This window comes from Pseudomonas sp. GW821-FHT05D12, assembly GCF_059419825.1.
In genome coordinates this window covers 335,183-361,172 of sequence record NZ_JBWKSN010000002.1, presented here as the reverse complement: position 1 = coordinate 361,172, position 25,990 = coordinate 335,183, and the positions used below count along the sequence as shown (strand labels likewise).

The window sequence follows — 25,990 nt, the reverse complement described above, 5'->3', positions numbered from 1 at the left end:
TAGGGATGTGAGATTACCATGTAGGAAAACGTAGGATTATGACGTTTGAGAATGGGCTATGCCTCTAGCACATAGGTTAGCCTGTGTTTTTTCCTGCCAGCAACTGCGCCGTTGCCGTCGACTTCAGGTTTTTGCGCTGCCAGAATGCTGCCTTCTCCTTCAGGCTGACTTTGCCTACATGCCTAGCCCGGACATTATCAACGCCGAAGCCGTCGCCCTGCATGCCGGGGTTTCACGGTCTGCCGTCTCCCGTACCTTCACGCCGGGCGCCAGCGTGTCGCCACGCATGCGCGAACGGGTGATGAAGTCTGCCGAGGCGCTGGGTTACCAGGTCAACCTGATTGCCAGGACCATGAACAAGGGCAGCAGCAATTTTGTCGGCATCATCACCGCCGGGTTTGAAAACCCTTTCCTCGCGAGCCTGCTGGGGCCCTTGACTCACCATCTGAGCCTGCACGGCTTGATGCCGCTGCTGATGAACGCCAATGACCCGGAACAACTCGAACGCTCGATGCAGGAGTTGCTGAGCTATCAAGTGGCCGGGGTGATCCTCACCTCGGCGGCAGCGTCGAGCGAGCAGGTGGAGCGCTACCTGAATCGGCAAGTGCCGTTGACCATGATCAATTGCGATGCGCACCTGCAGGGTGCCAACCTGGTGGTCAGCGACCATGTCGAAGGGGGCCGGTTGGCGGCCCGTGAATTGCTGCGCAGCGGCGCGACGCGCCTGGCATTCGTCGGCCAGAGCGAGGGCAATTACAGCTCACGACAACGCTTGCAGGGATTTCGCCAGGTCGTCGCCGAGGCCGGCCTGGCGCCCTTGGCCGAACATTACGAGGCCGTCGGGGGTTACGCCGCAGGCGTGGACGCCGCGCTGGCCCTGTTTGCACAGCCCACGCGCCCCGACGGGATTTTTTGCGCCACCGATCTGCTGGCCCTGGGGGTGATGGACGCCCTGCGATTCAAGCTGGGCCTGCAGGTTGCCCAGGATGTGGCGGTGGTCGGTTTTGACGATATTCCCCAGGCGGGCCACGATGCCTACGCCCTGACCACCGTCCGCCAGGACCCCGAGGCCTTGGCCCGGCAGGCAGTGGCCGCCACGCTCAACGCGGCCGTGGAGCAGCCTTTCTTGGTGCCGGTGCAGTTGATTCAACGGCGCAGCACATTGGAATAAATAGTTTAAAAATGTGTTGAAACGAATATTTTTTTCGTGCCTTATACAGCGGTTCAGTGTGAATGGCGGCAGGTCCGCCATTTTTTGCACCTGTCTTGCACACGTGTGCAAAGCGCTGAAATTCACACATCCAACAAGGGGTAGCCCATGCAAAATAGCCAACAGCGCTGCACACCGCTGAGTCCTGAAGACCTGCAACAGCGTTATGCCTGTGCGCAGGAGCTGGCCATGCAAGCCGCGCGGCGCGCACTCGGGCCTTACCGGCAGCGCGACAGCCTGGTCGTCAGCCACAAGGGCGACCAGCCCCAGGACTTGGTCAGCATCGTCGACCAGGACACCGAGGCCTACATCAAGCAGCGCTTGGCCGAGCGGTTTCCGCAGGATGGGTTCCTGGGGGAAGAGACAGGCGGCGCGACCCTGGATGCGCAGTGCATCTGGGTGGTCGATCCCATCGATGGCACCAGCTGTTTCGTCAACGGCCTGCACAGTTGGTGCGTGTCCATCGGCCTGATGGTCGACGGCGAACCGTGGTTGGGGGCCGTGGCGGACGCGGTGCACGACGAGTTGTTCCATGCCTGCAACGGCCAAGGTGCCTGGCTCAATCAGCAGCGGCTGAGCGTGCACACGGCGCCCGACATTGCTCACGGCGTGATGGGCGTAGGCACCTCCCATCGGCGCGGCAAGCAACATTTCATTCCCTTTATCGCGCAGTTGCTGGAAGAGGGCGGTACCTTCATTCGCAATGGCTCGGGCGCGCTGATGGTGGCCTACGTCGCCGCAGGCCGGCTGATCGGTTACTACGAAACCCACATCAACAGCTGGGACTGCCTCGCCGGGCTGGTACTGGTGAAGGAGGCGGGCGGCGTGAGCAATGACTTTCTGCGCAACCACGGCCTGACCGAGGGCAATCCGTTGCTGGTGGCCAACCCGCAGGTCTACGCCCAAGTCGCCTCGATGCTTGGGAATGCCCTGGACGCCTGATCGCAGCAGCACCTTTTAAAGCACGTACAGCACAATAAAAACAGGAACTGTCGGCTATGAAATCTCTATTGAGCTTGCTCAAGGCTGCACCAGCGCGCGCGCTGGAGCCCGAAATCGACCCCAAACTCTTCAGGCGCATCCGCCTGCAAACCTTGCTGTCGATGTCACTCAGTTATGCATTGTTTTATGTCTGCAGGTTGTCGTTCAACGTGGTCAAGCCCGCCCTGGTGTCCCAGGACATCCTCAGCCCCAGCGAATTGGGGATGATCGGCTCGGCGCTGTTCTTCACCTATGCCATCGGTAAATTGGTCAACGGCTTTCTCGCCGACCATGCCAATGTGCGCCGCTTCATGATGCTTGGCCTGGCCCTGAGTGCGCTGGTGAACGCCTGCATGGGCTTGACCACCAACGCGGTGATCCTGACCCTGGCCTGGGGCATCAATGGCTGGGCGCAGTCGATGGGTGTCGGGCCATGCGTGGTGTCCCTGGCGCGCTGGTATGGCGACCGCGAGCGGGGTACCTATTACGGCTTCTGGTCGATTGCGCACAACCTCGGCGAAGCGCTGACGTATGTCGCCGTCGCCGCTGTCGTGGTCACGTGGGGCTGGCAGTATGGCTACTGGCTGGCGACCGCCATGGGCTTGCTCGGCATCGTGCTGGTGTTTGCGTTCATGGCCGACTCGCCGGAAAGCGAAGGCTTTGCACCGGTCAATTCCAAGCCCGCACTGGAAATCAAAGGCACCGTCACCAGCGTTGCCGCGATTCAATGGTTATTGCTCAAGAGCCCGGCGCTCTGGCTGCTGGCACTCGCTTCGTGCCTGATGTATGTCGGTCGCTATGCGGTCAACTCCTGGGGTGTGTTCTTCCTGGAAAACGCCAAGCACTACGACACCCTGACCGCGTCCACGCTGATTTCCGTGGCGAGCATCTGCGGGATTGCCGGTACGGGCTTGAGCGGGCTGATCTCCGATCGCTTTTTCGCCGGCCGCCGCCATGGCCTGGCGGTCGTCTTCGGCGTCATGAACGCAGGGGGCCTGGCCTTGTTTCTGTATGGCCCGGCCGGGCATTACTGGATGGACGTGCTGTCGATGGTGATATTCGGCAGTTCGCTGGGGGCATTGCTGTGCTTCCTCGGCGGCCTGATGGCCGTTGATATCGCCGGCAAGGCGGCGGCTGGCGCGGCATTGGGCATGATCGGGATTGTCAGCTACATCGGCGCGGCAGCCGGCGAGATGCTCACCGGCGTCATCATCCAGCGTGGCACCACGCTGTCGGCCACCGGCCTCAAACTCTACGACTTCAACACCCTCTCGCAACTGTGGGTCGGCGCGGCCATCGGCTCGGTGCTGCTGACCTGCCTGTTGTCCTGGGTGGCACGGCGTCCACGACGCCCCTCGTCACTGGCGGCGCTGCCTGCCAACACCTGACCTTTTCTGTGTAAACCGCCCCGGCGACGGTGGTCGGGGACGGGATCGCTGCGCTCAAAAAACAATGGGAAGCATAATAATGAGCCTCAATTTTCAGCGTGTGAAAAGCAACGTCGTGGTCATTGCACTGGGCTTCTCGGGCCTGGTGCAGGCCGATGGGTTTATCGAGGATGCGAAGGCCAACCTGGTGCTGCGCAATTTCTACATGAGCCGTGACTTTGTCGATAACGGCGCCTCCAAAGCCCTGCCGGGGTCTACCGGGCATGGCCAGGCCGCGGAGTGGACACAAAGTTTTATCCTCGATGCGAAGTCAGGTTTTACCTCGGGCACCGTCGGCTTTGGCCTGGACGCGCTGGGCATGTTGGCGATCAAGCTGGACGGCGGCCGGGGCACTTACGGCACGCAGTTGTTGCCGACCCACGACGGCAACCGGCCGGCTGATGACTTTGGCCGCTTGGCTGTCGCCGGCAAGGCGCGGTTTTCCAAGACCGAGCTGAAGATCGGCGAGTGGATGCCGGTCCTGCCGATACTGCGTGCCGACGATGGCCGTTCGCTGCCGCAGACCCTCGAAGGCGCGCAAATCACCTCGCGGGAAATCCCCAACGTGAACCTGTACGGCGGTCAATTTCGCGGCAACAGCCAGCGTAACGACGCCAGCATGCAGAAGCTGTCGCAGAACAGCGTCGGCACGGTGTTGCACGGCAGGAACAGCATCGAATCGGATGCGTTCGATTTCATCGGCGGCGACTATACGTTCAACCACGAACACACAGTGGTTGCGGCCTGGTACGGCCAACTCGAAGACGTCTACCAGCAGCAATACTTCCAGCTGCTGCACACCCAGCCGATCACCGAGAGCATCAGCCTCGGTGCCAATGTCGGCTATTTCATCGGCACGCAAGATGGCGCCGCGTTGGCCGGCAGCGAGAACAACCGCACGCTGTCGGGCCTGTTTTCCCTGAAGACCGGCGGCCACACGTTCTATGTCGGCCTGCAACGTCTTACCGGTGAAACCGGCCTGCAGCGGGTCGCCGGCACCAGTGGGGCGACCCTGGCGAACGACAGCTATGGCTCCAGTTACGACCTGGCCAACGAGCGTTCCTGGCAGGTGCGGCATGACTACAACTTTGCGGCCGTCGGAGTGCCGGGGCTGACGCTGATGAACAGGTTCATCAAGGGCAGCAATGTGCACGCCGGCGCCGTGAGTGATGGCCGCGAACGCGGGCGCGAAACCGAAGTCGGCTATACGCTGCAGAGCGGGCCGTTGCGCTCATTGAACCTGCGCTGGCGCAATGCGACGCAGCGTCGAAGCTTTGGTAACACCAACAGCTTCAACGAGAACCGCCTGATCGTTCAGTACCCGATCTCGATCTTGTAAGCGCGTCAGTGCACAGCGGGCTGTGCACTGGCTCAACTCTCATACACCGGTTGTTCGACCTCTCGATGGTGCGTGGCACCGATAAACAGGTACATCGCCGGCACCATGAACAGCGTCAACAGCGTGCCGATCGACAGCCCGGCAAAGATCACCAGCCCCATGTCATGCCGACCCGCAGCCCCGGCGCCGGAGGCCCAGACCAGCGGCACCACGCCCAGGACCATGGCCGCCGTGGTCATCAGGATCGGCCGCAGGCGCACGGCCGCCGCTTCTTCAATGGCCTCACGTTTGCTGTGGCCTGCGCGCTGCAGTTCGTTGGCGAACTGCACAATCAGAATCCCGTGCTTGGTGATCAGCCCCAATAGCGTCACCAGGCCCACCTGGGTGTACACATTGATCGAGGCGTAACCCATGGTGATAAACGCCAATGCCCCAAACAGCGCCGGTGGCACCGAGAACAGGATCACCACCGGGTCGCGAAAGCTTTCGAACTGGAAGGCCAGCGCCAGGTAGACGATCAGGATCGAGAACATCAGCAGCCCGACGAAGCCACCGGATTCCTGCATGAACTGCCGCGACTCGCCGGAAAAGTCGGAGGTATAGCCGGACGGTGCCACGTTGTTGAGGATCGTATTGAGTTTGGCCAGCAGCTCGCCCTGGGCCACGCCACTCACGCCGGAAAGCGTGGCCGAATTGAGTTGCTGGAAGTGGTTGATCGACTCCGGCTGCGTCGACGTCTCGATGTGCGCCACGGTGCGCGCGGGGATCATGGCGCCTGCGGGCGTGCGAATGTAGTAGTCGAGAATCTGCTCCGGGTTGAGGCGGTTGACCTGCAGCACCTGGGGAATGACTTTGTACGAGCGCCCGGCAGTGGAGAAGTAGTTGACGTAGTTGCCGCCCAGGGCCGCCGACAGCGCCGCGCCGACATCGGCCTGGGTCATGCCCAATGCAGCGATTTTTTCCCGGTCGACCACCAGTCGCGCCTGGGGCTTGTCGAGTTTCAGGTCCATGTCGGAGAACCAGAACAGCTGCTGCTTCTGCGCCTCGGCCATCACCGCTTGCGCGACCTCATTGAGGTTTTCCACCGAATCAGTGGTGGTGATCACAAACTGTACCGGCAACCCTTGGGCCCCCGGCAGCGACGGCAACGGAAAGGCGGCGATGGTTGCGCCGGGCACCTGGTTCCACTTTTGCTGCAGGTCCAGAATCAGCTGGGCCTGGGAGCGGGTCCGATCATCCCAGGTCTTGAGCAGCACGCCGCCCAGGCCTTGATTGAGCGCCGGCAGGCCGGTGAGCTGGAACATTTGCGCGTACTCGGACTCCTTGCTGGCGATCTGGAACGCCTGGTCGGCAATCCGCTCCATCTGCTGTGGCGAGGCGGTCGGCGGGCCTTTGATCTGCATGAACACCAGGCCCTGGTCTTCGGTCGGCGACAGCTCGCTCTTGGCGGTCATGCCACTGGCGGCGACCAGCAGGAACAGCACAAAGCCAAACGTCACCAGCACCGGCCAGATATCCAGCCCGCCGGACAGCACGCGGTGATAACGCCCGCGCAGCCAGTCAAAATACTGATCAAGGCGGCGCGCGAAGCGACCTTCCTCTTGGCCGGTCTTGAACAGCTTGGAGGTCATCATCGGCGACAGCGTCAACGCCACCACGACCGACACGGTGACCGCGCCCGCCAGCGAAAAACAGAACTCCTTGAACAGCGCGCCCGTCAGGCCGCTGCGCAAGCCGATGGGCACGTACGCAGCAATCAGCACCACCGTCATCGCAATGATCGGCCCGCCCAGTTCGCGCGCCGCCACCAACGCGGCCTCCAGCACACCTTTGCCTTCTTCCTTGATATGTCGGTCGACGTTTTCCACCACAATGATTGCGTCGTCGACCACCAGCCCGATCGCCAACACCAGCGCGAGCAGGGTCAGCAGGTTGATCGAGTAACCGAGCAGGTACATGACGAAGAAGGTACCGACCAGCGACAGCGGGATCGCCACCAGGGGCACAATCACCGCCCGGAAAGAGCCGAGGAACAGGTAGATGACCACCGAGACAATGATCATCGCCTCGACCAGGGTCTTCACCACCTCGTAGATCGAGGTGTTGATGAACGCGGTGGAGTCATACACGATGTCGCCGCGCACGCCGGTGGGCAGTTGCGATTGCAGCTCGGGGAACGCCTGGCGCACGCTGTCGGCGACCGTGAGGATGTTCGCGGTAGGGGCCACCTTGATGCCGATGAACACCGAGCGCTTGCCGGAAAATGCCACGCTGCTGTCATAGCTCTCGGCGCCGAGGGTGACTGTCGCCACGTCCGCCAGGTACACCAGTGCATCGCCTTTCTGCTTGATCACCAGCTGTTTGAACTCATCCACCGTGTGCAGATCAGTGCCGGCGGTGAGGTCCACGGTCACGGTCTGCCCGCGCGTGGAGCCGACGGCCGACAGGTAGTTGTTGTTGGCCAGGGCCGTCGACACGTCCTGCGCGGTGACGTTATGCGCCGCCAGTTTGTCCGGGTCGAGCCAGGCGCGCAGGGCGAACTGGCGTCCGCCGAGGATTTCGGCGGTCTGCACGCCCTGGATCGAATCCAGCTTGGGCTTGACCACGCGCACCAGGTAGTCAGTGATGTTGTTGGTGGGCAGGGTGTCACTGTAGAAGCCCAGGTACATCGCATCGGTGGTCTGCCCGACGGCGATGGTCAGCACCGGTTCCTGGGCCTGGGCCGGCAGTTGGTTCTTGACCGAGTTGACCTGGGTGTTGATCTCGGTCAGCGCCTTGCTCGCGTCGTAGTTCAGCCGCAGCGTGGCGGTGATGGTCGAGATCCCGGTGATGCTTGAAGAGGCCAGGTAGTCGATGCCCTGGGCCTGGGCAATCGCCGACTCCAGCGGCTGGGTAATAAAGCCTGCGACCGTGGACGCGTCCGCCCCGTAGTAGGAGGTGGTAATGGTCACCACGGTATTTTCGGTGCGCGGCCATTGGTTGACCGGCAATTCGAAGATCGAGCGCAGCCCCAGGATCAGGATGAACAGTGACACGACCACGGCCCACACCGGTCGCTGGATAAAGGTATCGGTAAGCTTCATGGGACACCTTTAATGTTCTTGGGGAGTCGGGGCCGGGTCATTGAGCGGTGCCGCGCTGTTATCGACCTTCACCGGCGAGCCATTCTTGAGTTTCATCTGGCCGCTGGTGATCAACAGGTCGCCTTCCTTCACGCCGGACAGGATCGCTACCTGGTCGCCACGGGTCGGCCCGGTCTGGATAAAGGTCTGCTGCGCCGTCAGCACGTCCTCGCCCTTGTCGTTCTTGGCCGACGTCGCGATGAATACGGTGGTGCCATAAGGGTTGTAGGTGACTGCGGTCTGCGGCACGGTGAGGTAGCGCTGCGGCGTCCCGGAGGTCACGACGGCGCGGGCGAACATGCCGGGCACCAGGCTTTGCCTGGGGTTCTCGACGGTCGCTTCGACGGTGACGTTGCGCGTGGTCGAGTCGAACTGGGTATCGATGGTGCTGACGCGCCCGGTGAAGGTCTGGTTGGGCAGGCCGTCGGCGGTCACTGCGACGGGTTGGCCGATGGCGATGGCTTCGAGCTGGGTTTGCGGCACGGTGAAGTCGATGTAGATCGGGTCGAACGTCTGCAGCGTGGCGATTTTGTCGCCGGGGTTGAGGTATTGCCCCGGGTTGACGCTGGTAATGCCGATCCGCCCGGCAAACGGCGCGCGAATGGTTTTCTTCGCCACCAGTGCGCGCTGTTGCTCGGCTGCCGCTTGCTTGGCCTTCAGGTCGGCGGTGTCGGTGTCGACCTGGGCCTGGGACACGGCGTTGACCGCCAGTTGGGCTTTGTCGCGCTTGAGCACGATCACCGCCAGGTCGGCCGTGGCCTCAAGCGAATGCAGTTGCGCGATGTCGGAATCGGCATTCAGTTGCACCAACAGGGCCTGGGCCGGCACCTCTTGGCCAGGTTTGAATCCGAGGGTGCGCACGATACCGCCGACCTCGGTGGTCACATCCACACCGCGAACCGCTTTCATTGACCCCACGGCCGAGACGCTGGGTTGCCACTCGCTGAACGGCACGTGCATGGCCGTCACTACGGCGGCGGGCAACGGCGCCTTGGACTGGGCGATCAGTGCCGAAATCTGCACGAATTTCACCCCGGCAATGATCGCCACGATCACCAGCACCACCGCGACCATGATCAGCATCGGCCGCCATAACCGGCGCTTGCGTGGGCTGCCCGGTGCGCTGGGCGCGGGAGGCAGGGGAGAGGCAGTCTGGACGTCAGCCATGGAGAATCTCACTGTTTCAATGATTCAGTTCAGTCGAACCGCGCCGAGTCGCTGGGCGCAGGCTTTTTCGTGGCCGGCATGATTTCCTGCCACGACGGCAGGCCGAAGCGATCCGGACGGCCCTTTGTCGCGGGGTCCACATCCGTGCGGTTCCACCAGCCGCCACCCAGTGCCTGGAACAGCGCCGTGGTGTCGCTGTAGCGCGCAGCCTGTGCCCTGACGCGTGCCAACGCAGTGTTCTGATAGGTTTGCTGGGCGTTGAGCAGGTTGATGTACGCCACGGCGCCGAGACGGAACTGGGCTTGCACCAAATCCAGGCTGGCTTGCGCGGAGCGTTCCGCCACGACCTGCTGGTTGAGTGCGTCAGCGTCGGCTTCCAGCGCCCGGAGCGCGTTGGCCACGTCCTGGAACGCGGTCAGCACGGTGCCGCGATAGCGCGCCGCCGATTCGTCATAGGCCGCCACGGCCGCGCGTTTGCGGTGTTCGAGCGCGCCGGCATCAAACAGAGGCTGAGTGATCGCGCCGGCCAGGCTCCACACGCCGGAGCCGGACGAAAACAGCTTGGTGCCGCCCGCCACCGTGGAGCCCAATGACCCGGTGATGCTGAACTGCGGCAGTTGGTTGGCCACGGCCACACCAATGTCAGCGCTGGCCTGGTGCAATTGCGCCTGTGCAGAGCGCACATCCGGCCGCTGCGCGACCATGTCGGAAGGCAGGCTGACCGGCAGTGCCTGCGGCAGTTGCAGGGAGGCCAGGTTGAAACGCTCACCCTGATCCTGATTGGGGAAGCGGCCGAGGTAGGCCATCAGCTGGTTGCGCGTCTGCGCCAATTGCTTCTGCAACGGCGGCAAGGTCGCGCGCGACTGTGCCAGCGCGGTCTGTTGCGTGAGCACGTCGGCATCACTGATGGCGCCCAGGCGCCGCTGGGCTTGCAGCAAGTCGAGCTGGCCGCCCTGCAGGCGGATGATTTCCTCGGTGACGGCGATCTGGTCTCGCACCGACGCCAGGCTGATCGCGGTATTGACCACATTCGCGGTCAAGGTCAGGTAAGTCGCCTCCAGCTGGAAGCGCTGGTACTCGGCCTGCGCCGAGGTGGCTTCGATTTGCCGGCGCGTACCGCCAAACACATCGGGCGCATAGGACACGCTCAACGAGGCCGAACTGACGGTGAGAATCGGCGACTCCGGCAGCCCCGAAGTGACGCCGGAGACTTTCTCGCGGGCTTTTTGCACATTGCCACTGACCGAGGGAAACAGTGACGCCTGGTCGGCATACACCAACTCGTTGGCCTGGCGCAGCGCGGCTTGCGCGGCGCTCACGTCCGGGTTGGCGCGCAAGGCCTCTTCAACCAGGGCATTGAGGGCTGGCGAACGGAAGAGCGCCCACCATTGACCGGGAATATCCATCCCGGCGATCAACCGCTGCGCCGCGCCCCCGGTGTCGATATCGGCCTGGGCAGTGGTGCTGAGCTTTTCGCGAGAGTAGTCGGCATTCGCCGGCGCATCGGGGCGCACGAAATCCGGCCCGACCGTACAGCCGGCGAGGGCGAGGCATAGCAGGCTCAAGGGCGCCAGAAGGTGTGCCACGTGTTGCGGTCTGAATACACGCTGCCGCAGGTGCTCTTTCATAGTTACTCTATTAATCAGTTGGTTAACTGCTTTTTTTGTCGAGCACTGCGTGCAGGTGCAACGGACCGGCCGGGTAACAAGGGCGCGGCGTCGCCGGATTCAGATGAGTGTAGGTGGTGCCGGGGACTGCGCAATGTCAGTGCATGGGGTCGCACAGGCACGGCAGGCGCATTAAATGCGCTTTCGGCATTGTTAATGAATTAGGTTATGCATTGTGGGTATTTTACACGGCGGGGCGAGTCGCTCACTGTATGCGCCCTTAGTCACTTGGGCTGGAATACGTGGACATGAGCAAAAGACAGCTGAAACTGGGCGCCCTGACGATGGGCTGCGGTGGGCCCGGGCGCCACAACCTGTGGCTTGACCCACACCTGCCGGCCGATGCCAGTGTCAACGTCGACTGGTATATCGACATTGCGCGCCAGGCAGAGGCGGCGCTGTTCGACTTGATGTTTATCGTCGACAGCCAGTTCATCACACCGGGGTCGCCCTCCCATTACCTCAATCGCCTGGAGCCGTTGACCCTGTTATCGGCGCTCGCCGTGAGCACGCGGCATCTAGGCCTGGTCGGCACGCTGACGACTTCCTATAACTCGCCGTATAACGTCGCGCGGCGCCTGGCATCGCTGGACCTGATCAGCAAAGGCCGCGCCGGCTGGAACGTGGTCACCAGCGGCGACGCCGGCACTGCCGGCAATTACAGCCGCGACGAGCATTATGATTACGACACCCGCTACGGCCGCGCCGCTGAACACGTGCAGGTGGTGCAGGGGTTGTGGAACTCCTATGAAGACGATGCCTTCGTGCGTGACCGCTCCACGGGTCAGTTCCTCGACCCGAGCAAACTGCACAGCCTGAACCACAAGGGCGAGCATTTTTCCGTGGTCGGCCCGCTGAACATCCAGCGGTCACCCCAGGGCCAGCCGGTGATCTTCCAGGCCGGTGATTCGGAACAAGGCCGCGCCCTCGGTGCCGCTACCGCCGACGTGATCTTCACCCACGCCGCCAGCATCGAGCAGGGCCAGGCGTTTTACCAGGATGTAAAGGGCAGGGCGGCGCGGCTGGGCCGTGACCCGCAGCACCTGCTGGTGATGCCCGGCGCAGAAGTGTATGTCGGCGACACCGACGCGCATGCGCGTGAAATCGAGCAGCATTACCATCACGTCGACCATAGTTTTGAACTCGCCCTGAAGGAGTTCGGGCGCAACTTCGGTTGGCATGATTTCAGCCAGTACGACCTGGATGCGCCGTTTCCGCAAGAAAGCCTGGAGGCTGCGCGCAGCAGCTTCTTTACCGCAGCCAAACGCATTGCCGACCAGGCGCGCGATAAGGGTTTTACCTTGCGCCAGGCCGTTGAATTTGGTCGAAAACTGCGTCCGGGTGCCTTCGTGGGCACCGCCGACACCGTCGCGCGGAAAATGGCCGAGTGGTTCGAGGCGCGCGCCGTGGATGGTTTCAACCTCTATATCGGGCACCCAGAGCAATTCAATCGGTTCACCCAGGAGGTCATTCCGTTGTTGCAGGAACGAGGGGTGTACCGCACGGCGTACGAAGGCACGACACTGCGTGAAAACCTGGGGCTGGACATTCCTCGGTTTGCACGCGGCGGCTAGCGATCCAAGCGCTGTTCAGGCGGGCGGGTGGCTGCCCGGTGCTGACGGCTTGTGTCGTCGGCAACGCTGCGAGCAGTAGCGCACCTCGTCCCAACAGCGCGCCCATTTCTTGCGCCAGGCGAAATCCAATCCGCAGACCACGCATTTTTTGACCGGGAGTTCGCTCTTCTTCACAACGACTCCCCGGCATCGAGCCTGGCGAGCAGTGTCTGGCCGCGGTCCCAGAGCGCTTGTTGTTTGGGCTCAGTCATTCGGTCGAGGTTTTTGTAGACCATGCCCATGCGCGGATTGCTGCGCAGAAGGTCGCCGTGACGCATGAGGAAGTGCCAGTAAAGCGCATTGAACGGGCAGGCGTCGTCAGTGGTGCTTTCACTGACCTTGTACGCGCAGTTGCCGCAATAATCGGACATGCGTTTTATATATTGGCCACTCGCGCAATAAGGCTTGGAGCCCAGGTAGCCGCCGTCCGCGTGCATGACCATGCCCAGTGTATTGGGCAACTCGACCCAGTCGAACGCGTCCATGTAAATCGCCAGGTACCAGTCGCAAATCTGATTCGGCGTGATGCCGGCCAGCAGCGCAAAGTTGCCGGTCACCATCAGCCGCTGGATATGGTGGGCATAGGCGTGCTTCAGGCTTTGGCCGATCGCCTGGCGCATGCAGTTCATTTGGGTCTCGCCCGTCCAGTAGAACTCCGGAAGCGGCCTGCTGTTGCCAAACAGATTGCCGCTGGCGTAGTCCGGCATTTTCAGCCAGTAGACACCGCGGACATATTCGCGCCAACCGATGAGTTGGCGGATAAAACCTTCGGCGGCGTTGAGGGGAATCCTCTGCGCCCAATACGCCGACTCGACGTCCTGGCACACCTGGCGCAGGTCCAGCAGGCCGATATTCAGCGCGGCGCTGATCCGGGCATGAAACAGGAAGGGTTCATCGCTGGCCATGGCATCCTGGTAGTCACCGAACGCCGCCAGCCCCCAGTCGAGGAAATACTCCCACAGCGCCTGGGCGTCGGCGTGGGTCACCGGGTAGTCAAAGGTGCCTAGGTCGCCATAATGTTCGGTGAAGTTCTTCGCCACCAGCGCCAGCACCTCCTGGGTGATGGCATCTGCGGTAAAGCGCATCGGCAAGGGCGCTCTCACCTGCTTGGGCAGCGCCTTGCGGTTGTCGGCATCAAAGTTCCAGGCGCCGCCCACCGGACTGCCGTCGCCATTGACCAGCAGGCCGCTCTTGCGCCGCATCTCACGGTAGAAAAACTCCATGCGCAGCTGCTTTTTGCCGGCGGCCCAGGACGAGAATCCGGACCGGGTGCAGAGGAAGCGGCTATCGGTATGCCACTGGATGGCCAAGCCGCATGCCTTGAGGGACTGCTCCAGGCGCCAGTCACCGCACTCGGTCAGATGCAGCGAGTCGGGTTGCAGCAGCGACTGCCAGCGCTGCAACTCGCCCGGCACCGAGCCGCTGTTGTGCGGATCATCGAGGGTGACGTAGTTCACGCGGATGCCCCGCTGTTGCAGCGCCTGGGCGAAATGGCGCATCGCGCTGAAGATCAGTGCGATTTTCTGCGGGTGATGGGCCACGTGGCTGGCTTCCTCCATCACCTCGACCAGCAACACCGTGTCGTGTTCGGCATCCAACGCCTTCAAGGAGGCCAGGTCAAAAGACAACTGGTCGCCCAGGACCAGGCACAGTCGGTGAGTCTTATCCATTGCAGAACATCGCCGACCACTGCGATTTGTTGTACATAGCCTATGTCCTTGTATAAGTTTTTAACACGATAGGCTTAAAGGGATGGACTGACAATCCGCCATAAACAGAAAACCCGACACAGCGGTCGGGTTCTCTATTGAAGCGTTTTTATTCCCCGCTCGCTTTAGTTGCCCAGGGCCGCACGCGTGTGTTCGCCGTCGACCAAGCGCGCAATGCCAAGTGGGTTGGCATCTTGAAGCGCTTCGGGCAAGAGGGCGTCGGGGTAGTTCTGGAAGCAGACCGGGCGCAGGAAGCGATCAATCGCCAAGGTTCCCACCGACGTGCCGCGCGCGTCGGATGTCGCCGGGTAAGGCCCGCCATGCACCATGGTGTCGGTGACTTCAACACCGGTTGGATAGCCGTTCAACAGGATCCGTCCGACTTTCTCCTGCAGCAGGCCGGTCAACCAGCTGTATTCGAGCAACTCATCGGCTTCGCCAAGCACGGTGGCCGTCAGTTGCCCGCGCAGTCCATTGAGTGCGGCGACCAGTTGTGCCTGGTCGGCGACTTCAATAACGATGGTGGCAGGGCCGAACACTTCCTCCTGGAGCAATTCGTCACCGGTGAGCAGCAGGCTGACATCGGCTTTGAACAATTGTGGCTGGGCCTGTTTCCCTTGCTGAGGATTGCCCGCCAGGTGCTCCACGCCCGGATGCGCGTGCAGGTGTTGCAGACCGCTGGCATAGCTGGCCAAGGCGCCTGCGTTGAGCATCGTCTGGGCCGGCTGGTCATGCATCTGCGCGGTGAAGCGTTGCAGGAAGGCGCTGAAATCCGCTGATCTCTGGCCAATGATCAGCCCGGGATTGGTACAGAATTGCCCGCAACCCAAGGTCACCGAACCAGCCAGCTCCTTGGCGATGGTCTCGCCGCGCACTTGCAGGGCCTGGGGCAGAATGATCACCGGGTTGATGCTCGACATCTCGGCAAACACCGGAATCGGCTGCGGACGTTGCGCGGCCATCTTGCACAGCGCATTGCCGCCTTTAAGCGAGCCGGTGAACCCCACGGCTTGGATGGCGGGATGTTTCACCAGCCACTCGCCGACGCCCCCGCCATAGATCATGTTGAACACGCCGGCGGGCATGCCGGTGCGCTGCGCGGCCCGCATGATCGCGTCCGCGACCCATTCAGCGGTCGCCATGTGGCCGCTGTGAGCCTTGAACACCACCGGGCAGCCCGCTGCCAGGGCAGAAGCGGTGTCGCCACCGGCAGTGGAAAACGCCAGCGGGAAGTTGCTCGCGCCGAACACGGCGACGGGCCCCACCGCGATCCGGAACTGGCGCAAGTCAGGGCGGGGCAGGGGCGCCCGGTCCGGCAGGGCGCGGTCAATGCGCGCGCCGTAGAAGTCGCCTCGCCGCAGTACCTGGGCGAACAGGCGCATTTGCCCGCTGGTGCGGCCACGCTCACCCTGGATACGCCCGGCAGGCAAGGCGGTCTCACGGCAGACAGTGCTGACGAAATCGTCGCCGAGGGCATCCAGCTCGTCAGCGATGGCCTCCAGGAACTCGGCGCGGCGCGCGGCTGGCAGGTTGCGGTAAATCGGGTAAGCGGCGCCGGCCGCCTTGGCTGCCGCGTCGACCTCGTCTTGTGTGGCCTGGATGAAGTGGCCCGGGAGGGCTTCGCCGGTTGTCGCATCGAAACTGTGCAGCTGCACGTTGCCCGCGCCAAGTCGCTGACCACCGATGTAGTTCTGACCGAGAATCTGAGTCATGTCAGGGTTCCTGATTGGAGGATGAAGAGAAATGCCAGGCTCGACACCGGCAAACTAAAGCGGCTCCGCATCGTGCGGGACGACGGGAGCCGGTGTGTCGAAGTGAATGCAGGGCCTTAAGTGATCGCACCGATCTGCCAGGGCACGAATTCGTTCTGGCCGTAGCCATGCTGTTCACTTTTGCTTTTGTCGCCTGAGGCGATGCGCAGCATCATGCGAAAGATGTATTCGCCGCGCTCCTCAATGGTCATGCTGCCGTCGGCAATCCCGCCGCAGTTGACGTCCATGTCTTCTTCCTGGGTTTCCCACAGACGGCTGTTGGTGGCGAGCTTGATCGACGGCGAGGGTGCACACCCATAAGCCGACCCGCGCCCCGTGGTAAAGGCAATCAGATTGGCGCCGCCGGCGACCTGGCCGGTCGCGGAGATCGGGTCATAGCCGGGGGTGTCCATGAACACCAGGCCGTGGGCCCTGACGGTTTCAGCGTATTCGTAGACGTCGACCAGATCGGTCGAGCCGGCCTTGGCCACGGCGCCGAGGGATTTTTCCAGGATGGTGGTCAGGCCACCGGCCTTGTTGCCCGCCGACGGGTTGTTGTTGAGCTCGGCATCCATGCGCTTGCAGTAGACTTCCCACCAATGAATGCGCGCGATGAGTTTTTCACCCACTTGCTGGCTGACGGCGCGACGGGTCAGCAAGTGCTCGGCGCCGTAAACCTCCGGGGTTTCCGACAGGATCGCGGTGCCGCCGGCAGCCACCAGGCGGTCCACGGCATTGCCCAGTGCCGGGTTGGCGGTGATGCCCGAGTAACCGTCCGAACCACCGCATTGCAGGCCGATAATCAGGTGTTTGGCGCTGACCGGCTCACGCTTGACCTGGTTGGCTTCGGCCAGCAGCGACTTCACTTGAGCAATGCCACTGGCAATGGTCTTGGAGGTGCCACCGGTGCCCTGGATGGTAAATGTGCGCAACGAATCGCTGCTTTCAAGGCCCTGGGCGGCGAGCAATTCGGGAATCTGGTTGGTCTCGCAGCCCAGCCCAATCAGCAGCACCGAAGCAAAGTTGGGGTGGACGGCATAGCCGCCCAGCGTCCTGCGCAGCATGGCCAGCGCCTCGCCGCCGGGGTCGACCGCGCAGCCAACGCCGTGGGTGAGTGCAACGACACCATCGACGTTGGGGTACTCGACCAGCGCTTCAGGATGAATGTCGCGGCGGAAGTAATCGGCAATCGCACGCGCCACCGTCGCCGAGCAATTGACCGAGGTCAGAATGCCGATGTAGTTGCGGGTCGCGACACGGCCATCGGCGCGCACGATGCCCATGAACGTCTCTGCGGTGGGCGCAGGACTGCCTTTGGCATCGACGCCGAAGGCATAGTCCCGAGAGAAATCACCCATTGCGACGTTGTGAACGTGCACATGCTGTCCCGCTTCGATTGGCTGGCTCGCGAAGCCGATGATCTGCCCGTAGCGGCGCACGGGTTGGCCCACGTCGATATGACGCGCAGCGACTTTGTGGCCGGAGGGCACCGGCTCAAGTACCTGGATGCCTTCGGCCTTGAGCTCCAGGCCCTTGATCAGCGGTTGCCGCGCGATCAATACATCGTCGAGCACATTGAGTCTGATCACGGCATTGGCAGCGGTCTCGCTGCCTGTTGTAGTTATGAGTTGCATGACGGTTGCCTCGGTTTTTCAGGGAGCGCTATGGAGTCGGGCAGGTCAGGCCAACCCACGCTCGCGATAATCAATCAGGCTGGAGAACAGCATCAATCCTGAAGCCATGACGACGAAGAAGATCAGCGCCAGGAAGTACGAGCCGGTGAATTGCACGATCAGGCCGATCAGGATAGGCACGATCACCCCGACCATATTGCCGCAGAAGTTCATGCTGCCGCCCAACACGCCGGCTTTGGACTGGCCGCCGAGAATGGCGGGCAGGCACCAGTACATGCCGCACCAGCGAATGAAAAACAGCGCGACACAGAGCAGCGAGATAACCACGACGGCGTCACTGCTGTAGGCCACGGCGAGAATACAGATCGCGGCAATTGCGGCGGAGCCTGCGAACATGCTGCGCATGACCGTGTTGGGTTGGCCGCCGGCAGCCTTCCATTTATCCGACACCCAGCCACCAAACAGTTCGCCGATGAAGCCGCATATGAAGATCAGGAAGGTGGCGCCGCCCATGGCCTTGATGTCGAGGTTATGGGCTTTGTGCAAGTAGCTCGGCATCCAGGTCAGCAGGCCGTAGAACACACTGTTGTAGCACGCGTACCCCGCAAACATGGCCAGTACCGAACGACTCTTGAGCAGGTCCTTGAGGACCGCCTTGCGCCCACCGGTGGCTTTCTTCGCGGCTTCGTTGGCATCGGTGATGTAGGCCAGCTCTGCAGCATTGACTTTCGGGTGCTCACTGGGATGGTTCCTGATGTACCACCACGCCCATATGCCCACGACCATGGTGCCGACGCCCGCGATGACGAATGCGATCCGCCACGAATCAAACCAGGTGATCAGCCCTGCGATCAGGATTGCGCCCAGTGCAGTGCCCAGCGGCGCGCCGCCGTCAACCAGGGTGGCGCCGCGCCCGCGTTCATTGGGCGTCAGCCAGGCACCGTTGAGCTTGGCGCCGGCCGGCATGATCGGCGACTCCGCGACACCCAGGCCGATGCGGGTGATGAGCAACGTGATCCAGTTGTGCGCGCCGCCCGCCAAGGCCTGGAACAGGCCCCAGCCGACCGTGGCAATGCCGACGATATTGCGCGTCTGGAAACGGTCGAGCAGCATGCCGCCGGGGATCTGCATCAGCGCGTACGACCAGAAGAATGCACTCAGCATCAACCCCTCAAGCGCCGGCGTCATGTTGAAATCAGCTGAAATCAGCGGCAGTGCAACCGACAGTGACGCCCGGTCGATGTAGTTGATGGCCGAGAGCAGCAGCAGGAGCAGGAAAATCCTCCAACGTACGGTGGTCGGGCGGGCGGTGATGGCGGGACTCGCTGTCGTAGCGGTAACGACCTGTGCATTGCCAGTGGTCATTTTCATCTCACTCTTATGTTTATTATGAAATGCAGCCTTGCTTGAGGCCCGATCAAGGGCCGCATCGGTCACAGCGTCTGTACTTCTCCAGTGCTGAAGGCGGGTGCAACCACTTCGATGGTGTTGCACAGCGGTTCACCGAACTCACGCATGCTGACTTCGAAACGGTCGCCCGGCTGGGTCTTGATGTTATCGGCTACCGACAGGGTGGCGGTGCCGAAGAAGTGCACATGCACATCGCCTGGACGCAGGAACTGGGCGTACTTGAAGTGGTGGTACTCAAGGTTCTCCAGGCTGTGGCACATGTTGTCCTCGCCACTCAGGAACTCTTTCTCCCATAACACGGTGCCGTCGCGCCAGATCCGGCTGGTCCCCGCCAGGTGCCGGGGCAACTCGCCCACGCGCAGCTCTGGCCCATAGGAGCAGTTACGCAGCTTGGAGTGTGCCAGGTAGAGGTAATTGCGACGCTCCATGACATGGTCGGAGAACTCGTTGCCCAAGGCAAAGCCCAGGCGGTAGGGCTTGCCGTCTTCGCCGATCACGTAGAGACCGGTCAGCTCTGGTTCTTCACCCGCATCTTCGGCGAAGTCCGGCGACTGGAAGGCCTGGTTCGGGCGTACCACAATGGAACCGTCGCCCTTGTAGAACCATTCCGGCTGGGCGCCCACTGTTCCTGCCGCCGGGCGGCCGCCGTCGAGGCCCCATTGGAACATTCTGGCGGTGTCGGTAAGTGCGGCTTTGTCATCGACCTTTTGCTGGTGCATCTGGTCGCGGGTGGAGGCGCTTCCCAGGTGGGTCAGGCCAGTGCCGCTGATCAGGCAGTGCGCGGGGTCTTCATGGTCGAGGGGCGGCAGGACTCGGCGGGCTTCCAGCACCTGGGTATAACCTTCAGGACCGAGGGTGGTGCCCCTGGCCTCGACTTCCTTGAGCAGGCTGCGACCATTGGCAATCGCGGCGAGGGCAAGCGTGCGGGTGCTGGATACACCGTTGACGACTTGAATCGCGTCGCCTTCGACGACGCCGACTCCACGCTGGCCTGAGGAGTCTTCAAATTGGATTAATCGCATGGAGGAGCCTCAGCTTGTTGTTATCGTTGGGGCCACTTTAAATTTCCAGGCTGTTGCTGCCTAATGAGAGTTACGACCCGAGCGATAACTTTCAGGTATACCCATGCTTCCGTCCTTCTCATCCATCGTATCTCGCCTGAGGCTCAAGCAACTGCGCCTCTTGATTGCCCTCGACGAGCACGGCTCGGTGCGCAAGGCATCGGAGATCATGGCGCTGTCTCAACCCGGTGCCACCAAGGCATTGCAGGAAATCGAAACCATTTTCGGCTCAAGCCTCTTCGAACGCACGAGCAAAGGTTTGGAAGCCAACGACCTTGGCCGCTGCGTGATTCGTTATGCGCGTTTGATTCACACCGACCTCGAGCACCTTCGCGAGGAAATGGTCGGCATTCTCAAGGGACACGGCGGACGCCTGGCTGTGGGCACCATCATGGGAGCCGTGCCTGCATTGGTGGAGAGCCTGGCGCGCCTTCGCGATAAACAGCCGGAGCTGTCGATTGCGATTGTCGAGGACACCAGCTCGCGGCTATTGAGCTTGCTGGATCAGGGCCGGTTGGATGTGGCGATCTGTCGAACCAGCGTCAGCCCACGCCCGACGGCTTACCAAACCCGCTTCCGCGCACAGGAACCGCTGGTCGTGGTGGGCAACCCGGGGCATCGACTGGCCAGCGCACAGACGCTGCAACTCGCCGACCTCATGGACAGCCACTGGGTAGTCTTCCCGGTGAATATGCCCATGCGACTGACTTTGGAACGCGAGTTTCGCCAAGTGGGGTTGAGCTTCCCGCTGTACGCCATCGAGACCTCATCGACATTCACGACCTTGTCGCTGTTGCTCAAGGACCCGAACCTGGTCGCCGTCATGCCGAACGATGTGGCGCAAATGGCACTCGACCACGGCATGTTGGTCAAGCTGGCGTTGACCATTCAGTCGACCAGCGAGCCCTATGAAATCGTGACGCGGGCCGATGTGGAGTACACGGCGCCGATGGTTCTATTGATTGAAGAACTCACCGGTGCAAGCGTGAGCCCAGCAGCAGGCGTTTGAGAGGACTGAAGCGTCCCGTGTTCAAGTACCTGCGCCGTTGAACATGCTCACCAGGCTGTGCGGTGCATCGTCACCAAACAGCAACTCATGCAGTTCATTGCACTCTGCAGCCGTTTGCGCGCTGCGCGGGAACATCGCCTGTTCGTACGCATGCAGCGCGGCTTCGACGTCATCCGGGTGTGAGGCGATGGCTTTGCCGAGTTCGGCGCCATCGTACATGGCCAGGTTGGCACCTTCGCCATTCGGGGCTGCAAGGTGTGCGGCATCACCCACCAGCGTCACGCCCGGCACTCGGTTCCAGTGGTGTTCAACCGGCAGCGTGAAGAGCGGGCGCCATACCAGTTCGGTGTCACTGTCGGTAATCAGTGCCGTGAGGGCAGGGGACCAGCCTGTGAATACCTGCGCGATCCGTGCTGCCGCTGTTGGCGTGTGAGTGAAATCGATGGCAGCAAACCACTCTTGGGGCGCGGTGATAGCGACATAGGTGTGCAGCGTGGAGCCCGCCTCACGGTGCGCCTGGATGCCTTTTGCGGGTTGCAGGGCGAACATCGCACCGCCCCCTACCGCCTGGGCGGTGGCGGGGTGGCGGGTGTCGCTGTCGTACAGGTAGGTTTCAATGAACGAGCGGCCCATGTACTCGGGGACGGCGGTGCTGAGCAGCGGGCGGACTTTAGACCAGGCACCGTCGGCCCCCACCAGCAGGTCGATGACAACGTGAGTGCCGTCGGCGAAGGTCACCTCATGGCGGCCCGCGCCCAGGGCACGCACGCTATTGACCTTGTGGCCCCAGCGCACGGTACCGGCAGGCAGTGAATCGAGAAGCATCCTGCGCAGCTCGCCACGCATGACCTCGGGACGCCCGCCGGTGCCGTCGTCGGGCTGGTCCAACAGAACGGTGCCGTCCCAATCAAGCACTCGAGTCGCCTCGCGACCTTCCAGGACAAGGGCGCGGAATTCATCCGTCAGGCCCGCCGCCTGCAAAGCCAGTTGGCCGTTGTAGTCGTGGATGTCGAGCATCCCGCCTTGTGCGCGTGCGGTTGCCGACGGCTCGGCTTCATAGACCGTGGCGGCAATGCCGTGGACGTGCAGGACACGCGCCAGGATGAGGCCGCCCAGGCCAGCCCCGATGATTGTGACGCAGGTGTGCATAAGGTACCTGTTGGCTGTGAGAAAGGGGCCGGCTGCGCGGCATGTCCCGGCCATCGTTGGCCGGAGATTTCTACCCTATTTTGCCGGCAGAAAGGGGTAGCCCTGCAACCAATGATTGTTCAGCCAAGCCGCGGGGCGCTACAGATCAGGCGCCGTCATTCCAGCTGGGACGTGCAGCGCATCTCCACAGCCTGCCAGCAATGCCAATCCATTCCTCGCAGGGCTGATAGGAATAGGCAAGCCTCACAGATGATCCGGCATAGGTCGGCAGCGGTGACATGACTACCATCAGTACTCATCAACCGAGAGGCATATGCATGAGCACTCACAAAACCCTGTTCATCACCGGCATCAGCAGCGGCTTTGGCAAGGCCCTCGCGACCGAGGCATTAGCGGCCGGTCACCGTGTGATCGGTACCGTGCGTAATGAGGCAGCCCTTGCAGCATTCGAGGCGTTGTCTGCGGCACGTGCCCATGGGGTGATTCTGGATGTCACCGACTTTGCGCGGATCGACAGCGTCGTCGCCGAGATGGAGACCCGCTACGGCCCGGTGGACGTCCTGGTGAACAACGCCGGGTACGGCCACGAGGGGATTTTCGAAGAGTCGTCGCTGGAAGACATGCGCCGCCAGTTCGACGTCAACGTGTTCGGCGCGGTTGCCGTGACCAAGGCCTTTGTGCCGTATTTCCGGGAGCGTCGCCGCGGACACATCATCAACATCACGTCCATGGGCGGCACCATTACCATGCCTGGGATCGCCTACTACTGCGGCAGCAAATTCGCGCTCGAAGGCATCTCCGACACGCTGAGCAAGGAGCTCAAGCCGTTCAATATCTTCGTGACCGCCGTGGCGCCGGGCTCGTTTCGCACCGATTGGGCCGGCCGCTCCATGCAGCGTACGCCGCGCAGCATTGCCGACTACGACGCCAGCTTTGATCCGGTGCGCCAGGCGCGCGAAGCCAAGAGCGGCCACCAACTGGGCGACCCGCAGAAAGCTGCGCACGCCATGCTGCAGTTGATCGCCAGCGACAATCCACCGGCCCACCTGCTGCTGGGCAGTGACGCGCTGGGATACGTGCGCGAAAAACTTGAGCAATCCCTGCGCGATATTAGCCACTGGGAGGCTCTGACGCGTTCTACGGATGGTTAAGAAGCCGGGAATTGGCAAGGGAGGAGGGTGGTTGTCACCCAGCCGCCTGGCATAAGGCGCGTGTCTTCACGCTGGATATCTCCTATCGCTCTCATACCCAATGATTTTGGAGATTTCCGCTACGCACGATCGCATTGATCTGCTGCAAGTGACTCATGGACGCCAGAGCCAGGCTTGAGCCTTGGGGGGCATGGAGGGCAGCTTGAGCCAAGACTCTCTGCCGAAACTGGCTGAGCTGGGCAGGCGTCAGGTACTCGGCTTTGTCTTCCCTCTTGCCCTTGATTCGGACCAGCATCTCTTCTGGTAGTTGAGTACTTTTAACTTCGCATCCGAGCAGTAAAGTGGCCAGGTCTGCCAGGCTGCGCACTTCTATTTCCTTAAGTTTGCCGCCGTTTGCACCACCCGACAGTGGGTGATTCTGATTTTGGTATGAATAGAGCTTGGTGGCTTTGCCCGAGTGGTCATGAATAGGATGGGAGGAAAGATTCCTGAGTTTTTCAAATCCAAACACTACCGGTATTACCGTGCCTTTATTGAGCAGGCTCAAATAAGGCGCTTTACCCTGCTCCAACGCCTCGCGTAATTTGCAAGCCCACTGCGTATAAAGGACCTCCAGCGCTTTACCTTCGAGCACACAGTCAGGGGCGTTTTCGAACTTAAGCGTTATGCTGCGAGGAAGTTTCACCGCGTTGACGCTGTGCTCAGGGGGCGCGGTGAGCAGCTTGCTGGCACCACCGGAAACGATATAGGCATCATGCAGAAAGTTCTGCAGCCACGCGCTACCCTCAGCATCAATAGCCTGGGGATCTTTTATAGCGAGCGTCACCGGCTTGTAAGTCAGCGAAAGTGGCGAACCTCGATCCGTTGAGTGTGTGAGGATCTGGGTCAAACGATGTTGCTGGGCGCGGGATGACGCGTTAGAGGGCACAATCCCGAGGCCTCGTGAGTAGGTACGGGCCTTGGTGCGCAGATTTTTACGGGTCGTGGCATCCGTGGCACTTTCAGGCGTTCGATCAGAGAAAAATACCCGACCATTCAACGACTGTGAGCCCCCCTTGGCATCATTGACGCCGCCCTTGAGCGAGCCAGAGGTCAGTATTTCCAGGCCCCAGGGGGAACCATGCAGGGCTTCGGGCTTGATGTAGCCCAGAGGTGCAGTAGGGTTTAAGGATTGCAACAAGGCAATGCGCATGCGGGAGAGGCTGCGCTTGTCCAGGTCACGCATGCTCTCCAGCACATCGATAGGCGAGCGACGTTCGCTATCCAGCACGTCGGCGCGCATGCCTTCGATGCGCGCTTGCAACACCTGCTTGCTATCGCCGCGGGCCACAGCAGCATGAATCGGGTCGTTAGTGTTGCAAATCATCAGCGGCGCTATCGAAGCGCTATTGCCGGGAGGAACACAACTCATACCATGGCTCCAAACTTATTCAGCGTGCAGCTTAGTGGCGTTGCTGTCCTTTCCAGTTCTAACACACCTATTGATATCCCTAGAGCGTTCAACATCTGATGTACGCGGGCATTTAGATGTCGCTGCATTTTCCCAACGACTCTTTTGATCGAATCGGTGTCAGGCACAAATGCCGCCCATCAGGTGAGGGCGGCCTTGTCTCGGTGTTGGGGCGACGCTCAATTGCCTCTGTAGGTCGAGAAACCATAGGGACTGAGCAGTAGCGGGATGTGGTAGTGCGCAAGGGTACCGTCTACTTCAAAAATGACCGGTACTTCGGGGAAGAAACTCGAGACCTTGTGAGCCTTGAACCACTCACCGGTTTTGAAGGTGACACGGTAGGTGCCTTTCTCCAGGGCCTTACCTTCCGGGTACAGGCCGGGAATACGCCCTTGCTCGTTGGTCGCAGCGCTGTTGAGCAGGTTCCAGTTGTTGCCGTCCTGTTTTTCCAGCGTGACATTGACGCCCGGGGAGGGCAGACCATCTTGCAGGTTGAGTACATGCACGCTGAGCGGGTTTCCTGCCGCGAATGCCAGCGAAGAGGCGACACTCAATACAACGCCAGCGAACAACGATTTTAATCCAGTCATGAGGATGTCCTTAGTTTTTGGCGGTAGGTAGAATTTTGTTGATAGCGGCTAATGCGCAACCTTCATCGGTTGCTGCACCACCGGCGCCGGCCACGCCTATGGCGCCAATGACTTGTCCTTCAAACAGTAATGGCACTCCGCCACCTAGCAGCAATAGCTCATGCAGGGTGTTGAGGTTTTCCGCATCGGGGGTGCTGCGGGCACGCTCTGCCAATAGCCGTGTCGGGGTCTTGGTCGATAGGGCGGTATAGGCCTTGCGTTGGGCTGCCAATGTATTGTGTGGGCCAACGTTATCGTCACGCTGCAGGGCGACTAAATTGCCTCCTCGGTCGACAATTGCCGCAACACCTGTACGACCATCGGCATGACACGCTGCCAGCGCGGCATTCAGCAAATCATTGGCGATTGCCAGTGATACGTCGTTGCGCTGCACAACTTGATCCGCAGATGCAACCGCGAGCGCAGAGCTCATTGCGAGTGGCATCAGCAATAAGTTCGATAGGCTTGTCCGCATGCTTTTTCCTTTGTTTGGTCTGACTGAGTCGTAGTC

Annotated in this window: 20 protein-coding genes; 7 read left to right on the top strand and 13 right to left on the bottom strand. The window is 61.6% G+C overall.

Annotated features, from left to right (window positions below; genetic code table 11):
• The first annotated feature begins 178 nt into the window (after positions 1 to 178).
• From AC07SI_RS04710 to AC07SI_RS04695, 4 genes are all read left to right on the top strand, one after another.
• The gene (locus AC07SI_RS04710) at positions 179 to 1,171 is read left to right on the top strand and encodes a LacI family DNA-binding transcriptional regulator (protein WP_495005247.1); all 993 of its coding nucleotides are present in this window, start codon (positions 179 to 181) and stop codon (positions 1,169 to 1,171) included.
• A 147-nt stretch (positions 1,172 to 1,318) separates the two neighbouring features.
• Positions 1,319 to 2,152 (top strand): inositol monophosphatase family protein, encoded by an 834-nt coding sequence (locus AC07SI_RS04705; protein ID WP_495005246.1) that lies wholly within the window; start codon positions 1,319 to 1,321, stop codon positions 2,150 to 2,152.
• Between the two features lie 56 nt (positions 2,153 to 2,208).
• Positions 2,209 to 3,579: an MFS transporter gene (locus tag AC07SI_RS04700; protein ID WP_106803873.1), complete on the top strand. Its 1,371-nt coding sequence runs from the start codon at positions 2,209 to 2,211 to the stop codon at positions 3,577 to 3,579.
• Positions 3,580 to 3,658: 79 nt separating this feature from the next.
• Positions 3,659 to 4,957, top strand: a complete 1,299-nt coding sequence (locus AC07SI_RS04695) for an OprD family porin (RefSeq protein ID WP_495005245.1) — start codon at positions 3,659 to 3,661, stop codon at positions 4,955 to 4,957.
• 32 nt (positions 4,958 to 4,989) lie between these two features.
• On the opposite strand, the gene AC07SI_RS04690 is transcribed toward AC07SI_RS04695, so the two are convergent.
• The 3 genes from AC07SI_RS04690 to AC07SI_RS04680 form a co-directional block, all read right to left on the bottom strand.
• Positions 4,990 to 8,040, bottom strand: coding sequence for an efflux RND transporter permease subunit (locus tag AC07SI_RS04690; protein WP_495005244.1), 3,051 nt, complete (start codon positions 8,038 to 8,040; stop codon positions 4,990 to 4,992).
• Between the two features lie 9 nt (positions 8,041 to 8,049).
• On the bottom strand, positions 8,050 to 9,162 hold the full coding sequence (locus tag AC07SI_RS04685; RefSeq protein WP_495005357.1) for an efflux RND transporter periplasmic adaptor subunit: 1,113 nt from the start codon (positions 9,160 to 9,162) through the stop codon (positions 8,050 to 8,052).
• A gap of 113 nt (positions 9,163 to 9,275) precedes the next feature.
• Positions 9,276 to 10,832, bottom strand: a complete 1,557-nt coding sequence (locus AC07SI_RS04680; protein WP_495005243.1) for an efflux transporter outer membrane subunit — start codon at positions 10,830 to 10,832, stop codon at positions 9,276 to 9,278.
• Positions 10,833 to 11,161: 329 nt separating this feature from the next.
• On the opposite strand from AC07SI_RS04680, the gene AC07SI_RS04675 reads away from it, so the two are divergent.
• Positions 11,162 to 12,487, top strand: coding sequence for an LLM class flavin-dependent oxidoreductase (locus tag AC07SI_RS04675; RefSeq protein ID WP_495005242.1), 1,326 nt, complete (start codon positions 11,162 to 11,164; stop codon positions 12,485 to 12,487).
• A 15-nt stretch (positions 12,488 to 12,502) separates the two neighbouring features.
• On the opposite strand, the gene AC07SI_RS04670 is transcribed toward AC07SI_RS04675, so the two are convergent.
• From AC07SI_RS04670 to araD1, 6 genes are all read right to left on the bottom strand, one after another.
• Positions 12,503 to 12,661 carry a DUF2256 domain-containing protein gene (locus AC07SI_RS04670; protein ID WP_120448592.1) on the bottom strand — a complete coding sequence of 53 codons (159 nt, stop codon included), beginning with the start codon at positions 12,659 to 12,661 and terminating at the stop codon, positions 12,503 to 12,505.
• A complete protein-coding gene (locus AC07SI_RS04665; RefSeq protein ID WP_495005241.1) occupies positions 12,658 to 14,196 on the bottom strand; it encodes a cryptochrome/photolyase family protein in 1,539 nt (512 codons plus the stop codon). The genes AC07SI_RS04670 and AC07SI_RS04665 overlap by 4 nt, the downstream gene beginning before the upstream one ends.
• 164 nt (positions 14,197 to 14,360) lie before the next feature.
• A complete protein-coding gene (locus tag AC07SI_RS04660) occupies positions 14,361 to 15,947 on the bottom strand; it encodes an aldehyde dehydrogenase (NADP(+)) (RefSeq protein ID WP_495005240.1) in 1,587 nt (528 codons plus the stop codon).
• Between the two features lie 116 nt (positions 15,948 to 16,063).
• On the bottom strand, positions 16,064 to 17,620 hold the full coding sequence (locus AC07SI_RS04655) for a UxaA family hydrolase (RefSeq protein WP_495005239.1): 1,557 nt from the start codon (positions 17,618 to 17,620) through the stop codon (positions 16,064 to 16,066).
• Between the two features lie 45 nt (positions 17,621 to 17,665).
• Positions 17,666 to 18,985: an MFS transporter gene (locus AC07SI_RS04650; protein ID WP_495005356.1), complete on the bottom strand. Its 1,320-nt coding sequence runs from the start codon at positions 18,983 to 18,985 to the stop codon at positions 17,666 to 17,668.
• A gap of 68 nt (positions 18,986 to 19,053) precedes the next feature.
• Complete coding sequence (araD1, locus tag AC07SI_RS04645; protein ID WP_495005238.1) at positions 19,054 to 20,052, bottom strand: AraD1 family protein; 999 nt, start codon at positions 20,050 to 20,052, stop codon at positions 19,054 to 19,056.
• A 103-nt stretch (positions 20,053 to 20,155) separates the two neighbouring features.
• Between araD1 and AC07SI_RS04640 the strand changes: the two genes are divergently transcribed.
• Positions 20,156 to 21,100 (top strand): LysR family transcriptional regulator, encoded by a 945-nt coding sequence (locus AC07SI_RS04640; protein WP_495005237.1) that lies wholly within the window; start codon positions 20,156 to 20,158, stop codon positions 21,098 to 21,100.
• A gap of 21 nt (positions 21,101 to 21,121) precedes the next feature.
• Here AC07SI_RS04640 and AC07SI_RS04635 read toward each other — a convergent pair whose 3' ends face one another.
• The gene (locus tag AC07SI_RS04635; protein WP_495005236.1) at positions 21,122 to 22,249 is read right to left on the bottom strand and encodes an FAD-dependent oxidoreductase; all 1,128 of its coding nucleotides are present in this window, start codon (positions 22,247 to 22,249) and stop codon (positions 21,122 to 21,124) included.
• A gap of 317 nt (positions 22,250 to 22,566) precedes the next feature.
• Here AC07SI_RS04635 and AC07SI_RS04630 point away from each other — a divergent pair, with 317 nt between their 5' ends.
• Positions 22,567 to 23,400, top strand: a complete 834-nt coding sequence (locus tag AC07SI_RS04630; RefSeq protein WP_120448598.1) for an oxidoreductase — start codon at positions 22,567 to 22,569, stop codon at positions 23,398 to 23,400.
• A gap of 91 nt (positions 23,401 to 23,491) precedes the next feature.
• Here the strand turns inward: AC07SI_RS04630 and AC07SI_RS04625 are convergent, their stop codons facing one another.
• From AC07SI_RS04625 to AC07SI_RS04615, 3 genes are all read right to left on the bottom strand, one after another.
• Entirely contained in the window at positions 23,492 to 24,811 is a 1,320-nt protein-coding gene (locus AC07SI_RS04625; protein ID WP_495005235.1) for an ankyrin repeat domain-containing protein, read from the bottom strand.
• A 218-nt stretch (positions 24,812 to 25,029) separates the two neighbouring features.
• On the bottom strand, positions 25,030 to 25,440 hold the full coding sequence (uraH, locus tag AC07SI_RS04620; RefSeq protein WP_065905269.1) for a hydroxyisourate hydrolase: 411 nt from the start codon (positions 25,438 to 25,440) through the stop codon (positions 25,030 to 25,032).
• Between the two features lie 10 nt (positions 25,441 to 25,450).
• Complete coding sequence (locus AC07SI_RS04615) at positions 25,451 to 25,954, bottom strand: GlcG/HbpS family heme-binding protein (protein WP_120448599.1); 504 nt, start codon at positions 25,952 to 25,954, stop codon at positions 25,451 to 25,453.
• Positions 25,955 to 25,990 lie beyond the last annotated feature (36 nt).

Coding starts and splice junctions, on each gene's coding strand:
- AC07SI_RS04710 (WP_495005247.1), top strand. CDS start 179: ATGCCTAGCCCGGACATTATCAACGCCGAAGCCGTCGCCCTGCATGCC.
- AC07SI_RS04705 (WP_495005246.1), top strand. CDS start 1,319: ATGCAAAATAGCCAACAGCGCTGCACACCGCTGAGTCCTGAAGACCTG.
- AC07SI_RS04700 (WP_106803873.1), top strand. CDS start 2,209: ATGAAATCTCTATTGAGCTTGCTCAAGGCTGCACCAGCGCGCGCGCTG.
- AC07SI_RS04695 (WP_495005245.1), top strand. CDS start 3,659: ATGAGCCTCAATTTTCAGCGTGTGAAAAGCAACGTCGTGGTCATTGCA.
- AC07SI_RS04690 (WP_495005244.1), bottom strand. CDS start 8,040: ATGAAGCTTACCGATACCTTTATCCAGCGACCGGTGTGGGCCGTGGTC.
- AC07SI_RS04685 (WP_495005357.1), bottom strand. CDS start 9,162: ATGCTGATCATGGTCGCGGTGGTGCTGGTGATCGTGGCGATCATTGCC.
- AC07SI_RS04675 (WP_495005242.1), top strand. CDS start 11,162: ATGAGCAAAAGACAGCTGAAACTGGGCGCCCTGACGATGGGCTGCGGT.
- AC07SI_RS04665 (WP_495005241.1), bottom strand. CDS start 14,196: ATGGATAAGACTCACCGACTGTGCCTGGTCCTGGGCGACCAGTTGTCT.
- AC07SI_RS04660 (WP_495005240.1), bottom strand. CDS start 15,947: ATGACTCAGATTCTCGGTCAGAACTACATCGGTGGTCAGCGACTTGGC.
- AC07SI_RS04655 (WP_495005239.1), bottom strand. CDS start 17,620: ATGCAACTCATAACTACAACAGGCAGCGAGACCGCTGCCAATGCCGTG.
- AC07SI_RS04650 (WP_495005356.1), bottom strand. CDS start 18,985: ATGACCACTGGCAATGCACAGGTCGTTACCGCTACGACAGCGAGTCCC.
- araD1 (WP_495005238.1), bottom strand. CDS start 20,052: ATGCGATTAATCCAATTTGAAGACTCCTCAGGCCAGCGTGGAGTCGGC.
- AC07SI_RS04640 (WP_495005237.1), top strand. CDS start 20,156: ATGCTTCCGTCCTTCTCATCCATCGTATCTCGCCTGAGGCTCAAGCAA.
- AC07SI_RS04635 (WP_495005236.1), bottom strand. CDS start 22,249: ATGCACACCTGCGTCACAATCATCGGGGCTGGCCTGGGCGGCCTCATC.
- AC07SI_RS04630 (WP_120448598.1), top strand. CDS start 22,567: ATGAGCACTCACAAAACCCTGTTCATCACCGGCATCAGCAGCGGCTTT.
- AC07SI_RS04625 (WP_495005235.1), bottom strand. CDS start 24,811: ATGAGTTGTGTTCCTCCCGGCAATAGCGCTTCGATAGCGCCGCTGATG.
- uraH (WP_065905269.1), bottom strand. CDS start 25,440: ATGACTGGATTAAAATCGTTGTTCGCTGGCGTTGTATTGAGTGTCGCC.
- AC07SI_RS04615 (WP_120448599.1), bottom strand. CDS start 25,954: ATGCGGACAAGCCTATCGAACTTATTGCTGATGCCACTCGCAATGAGC.